The following is a 3,200-nucleotide window of genomic DNA, read 5'->3' on the forward strand; positions in this document are numbered from 1 at the left end:
TACGCCTTGTTCTTGGCCTCGTCGAAGATGACCGGATAGGTCCACATGGTGACGGTGTTGTCGTCACCGCCGCTGGAACAGCCGGCCAGCACACCGACGGCAAGCGCGGTGGCCACGACCGGGGCAGCGACGGCACGGACTCTGGAACGACGGGTGAGAAGACGGGACATGAGGGGGTCCTCCGAGGACAGGGGGGCGGGACAGGAAAGAGAGGACGGCATCCGGCGGGAAGTCACCGGGCCGGCACCGTCTGAACGGTGCCGGTATGCCGGGCACGCTCGGCGGCGAACGCCGCAAGATGACTGCCGAGCGAGGTGGCGACGCCGGAGCGGACGGCCCCGGCGTCGCCGGTGGCGACGGCGGTGACGAACGCCTCGACGAGCGCGGCGTCCCCGCCGCCGTGCCCGTCGGCCGCGTTCGAACCGGACGCGCCGAGTTCGTGGACGGTGGACTCGCCGGTACGGAAGTCCTGCACGGTGACCCGCTCGCCGTCACCGATCAGCCAGCCGTGCGAGCCGAAGATCCGGGTCTGCCGGTGCGTCTGCTCGGTGAAGGCCACCATCTGGAAGGTGGCGGTCACCCCGTCCGTCAGCCGCATCGCCAGGACCTGGTGGTCGACCACGTCGTTGTCGCCGCGGTACGCGCAGACGCCGTACGGGCCCTCGCGCAGCGCCCGCAGCAGCCCGGCCTCGTCGGTCGCCTCGGTGACGTGGGTGACCGGCCAGACCGCGCCCTTCTCGCGCAGCGTTGGGAGGTACAGCTTCGGCGCGCTGTACGGACAGCCGGGCTCGACCGCGCAGTCGAGACACCGCTCGGCGGATCCGGCCGGGGCGTTCTCGGGCCGGAAGTGCTTGAGCCCGCCGAAGCTGGCGACCTGCTCGATCCGGCCGCCCATGACGTACGTGATCCAGTCCAGGTCGTGGCAGGACTTGGCGAGCAGCATCGGCGAGGAGTCCTTCTCACTGCGCCACGGACCGCGCACGTAGCTGTGGGCGTAGTGCCACCAGCCCACCGGCTCCAGGTGGTCGATGGAGACCAGCTGCCCGAGCACGCCGGAGTCCACGACCTCCTTCACCAGGTCGGTGTAGGGGGTGTACCGCATGACGTGGCACACCGCGAACAGCACCCCGGCCCGCTCCACGCCCTCGACGATCCGCCGGGTCTCCTCCTCGGTCGGGGCGAGCGGCTTCTCGGCGAGGATCGCGTAGCCGGCCTCGGCCAGGGCCAGCACCGGCTCCACGTGGAAGCGGTCCTGGGTGGCGACGACGACGGCGTCGGCGATCCGGTTCTCGACGAGCGGGCGCCAGTCGTCGAACTCGACGGGGGCGCCGGCGGCCGCCCGCGCCGCGGGGCGGGGGTCGGCTACGGCGACGAGTTCGGCGCGCTCGGGGTGCGCCTTGATCCACTCGGCGTACGTCAGACCGCGGTTGCCGGCGCCGACGAGTGCGACCCGGACGGGCCGGCCGGTGATCGGGGTATGCGTGGACACGGGGATTCCCTGGTGCTCGGTGGGTCGGGGCCTTCCGTTCGGATCAGGCCGGATCGGGCGCGATCCGAACGAGAGGCCCCGAGTGGTCAGAAGCGCAGCGTGGCCGCGGTGTGGGCGACGCGGTCGCCCTCGTCCGGCAGCGCGGTGCGCTCGGTGCCGTCCTCGACGCAGCCGGTGTGCAGCAGATGGCTGCCGGCGCCGGTGAACGCCGCGGGCCGCAGTTCGAGCCGGCCGCCGGTGAAGGTGGAGCCGGTGGCCCGGTAGCGGTTGGGCCCCTCGGCGGCCAGGACGTGGGCGGTGCCCTTGGGGGCGGTCGAGTCGAGGCCGGTGAGCTGCCAGTCGACGGTCCGCCCGGAGCCGGTGCGGGACAGCAGGGCGCCGTCCTTGTTGGTGCCGTTCAGGCGTGTGCCGTCGACCCGCAGCCGCTGGTCCTTGTCGGAGGTCAGCTTCAGCCCGGTGTCGCGGAGTTCGCCGCCGAGGACGGTGATGTCGGCGTGCTTGAGTGCGACCGGGGCGGTGTCCTTGGAGCCGGTCAGGACGCACTGGTCCAAGGCCAGCGGGCCGGTGCCGTTGAACACCGCGCCGTCGACGCCCCTCAGCGTGGTGCGCTGGAGGGTGAGCGGGGCGCTCACGTTGGCCTGGGTGATCTCCGCGCCCGGGGCGAACGCGAACGACGAGTCGGCGATCACGTTGGGGCGGGCGGACAGGTCCGAGGCCCGGGACACGATCAGCGGGCCGGTGGCGGTGCAGCCGCGCATCTGTACGCCGTCGGCGTTGACCCAGAGCATGCCGGAGCCGGACAGCGACTTCTTCCCGATGACCAGGACGTCCTCCAGGGTCAGATCGGTGATCTTGACCCGGGCCACGAACCAGGAGCAGGCGTGCCGGCGCACCGTGATCCGCTTGGCCCTGCCGCCCCACGCGGCACCGGAGTTGGCGAACGTCATCAGCCCCGAGTTGCCGGTGTAGACGAGGTCGTGCTCGAACTGACCGTGCGTCACGAACGGGCCCTCGTCGTCCCCGTCGCCGTGGCAGTTGGTGACGTAGCAGTACGCGGAGGCGGTGAAGTCGTTCAGGTGGCGGGCGTTGGAGGTGTGGCAGTCCTCGACGTGCCCGTAGAGGCAGTAGATCTGCTGGGTGAGGTAGCCGGCGCCGCCGTAGGTGACGGACTTCGGGTTGGTCAGCGAGCACTGCTCGGTGCGGTAGTACGTGCACCAGCGGCGCATCACCACCGGCCAGAAGGTGCCGATCGCCTCGATCCCGGAGACGTCGCAGCGGACCGCGTACTCGTACGCGACCGGGTGCGAGCCGGACATCTCGTCGTCGCCCCAGCCCTCGAAGACCATGTTGCGCACGTGGGCGCGGTCGACGGGCTCGATCCGGGTCCAGGTGAGCTTGCGGCCCGCGGCCAGATCCCAGCCGATCTGGTAGTTGACCCTGATGTGCGTGGCGTCGACGACCTGGGTGACCTGGACGAGACGCTGGATCTCCTTCTCGTACTTGCCCGCCAGCGCGTTGACCTCGACGGCCCACCACTGGCCGACCTCGAACTTCGAGGAGTCGCCGACCTCGAACAGGTCCGAGAGGTCCGGCATCGCCGCGCCCAGGGTGTGCTCGACGGTGGTGTCGGTGACGGTGCCGCGGAAGGAGAGGACGGCTCCGAAGGGGTTGTCGTGGGTGTTCTTCTCGATGCCTTCGGTGCGTATGCGGT

General features: G+C 71.0%; 2 protein-coding genes. Both read right to left on the reverse strand.

Features of this window, described 5'->3' with window-relative positions; translation table 11 throughout:
• Nucleotides 1–232: 232 nt before the first annotated feature.
• On the reverse strand, nt 233–1,489 hold the full coding sequence (locus ACFYXM_RS37010; RefSeq protein ID WP_389296233.1) for a Gfo/Idh/MocA family protein: 1,257 nt from the start codon (nt 1,487–1,489) through the stop codon (nt 233–235).
• Nucleotides 1,490–1,575: 86 nt separating this feature from the next.
• On the reverse strand, nt 1,576–3,200 hold a 1,625-nt coding region (locus tag ACFYXM_RS37015), incomplete at its 5' end, for a peptidase C14 (protein ID WP_389296235.1).

Source organism: Streptomyces sp. NPDC002476, from assembly GCF_042889785.1.
Lineage (GTDB): Bacteria > Actinomycetota > Actinomycetes > Streptomycetales > Streptomycetaceae > Streptomyces.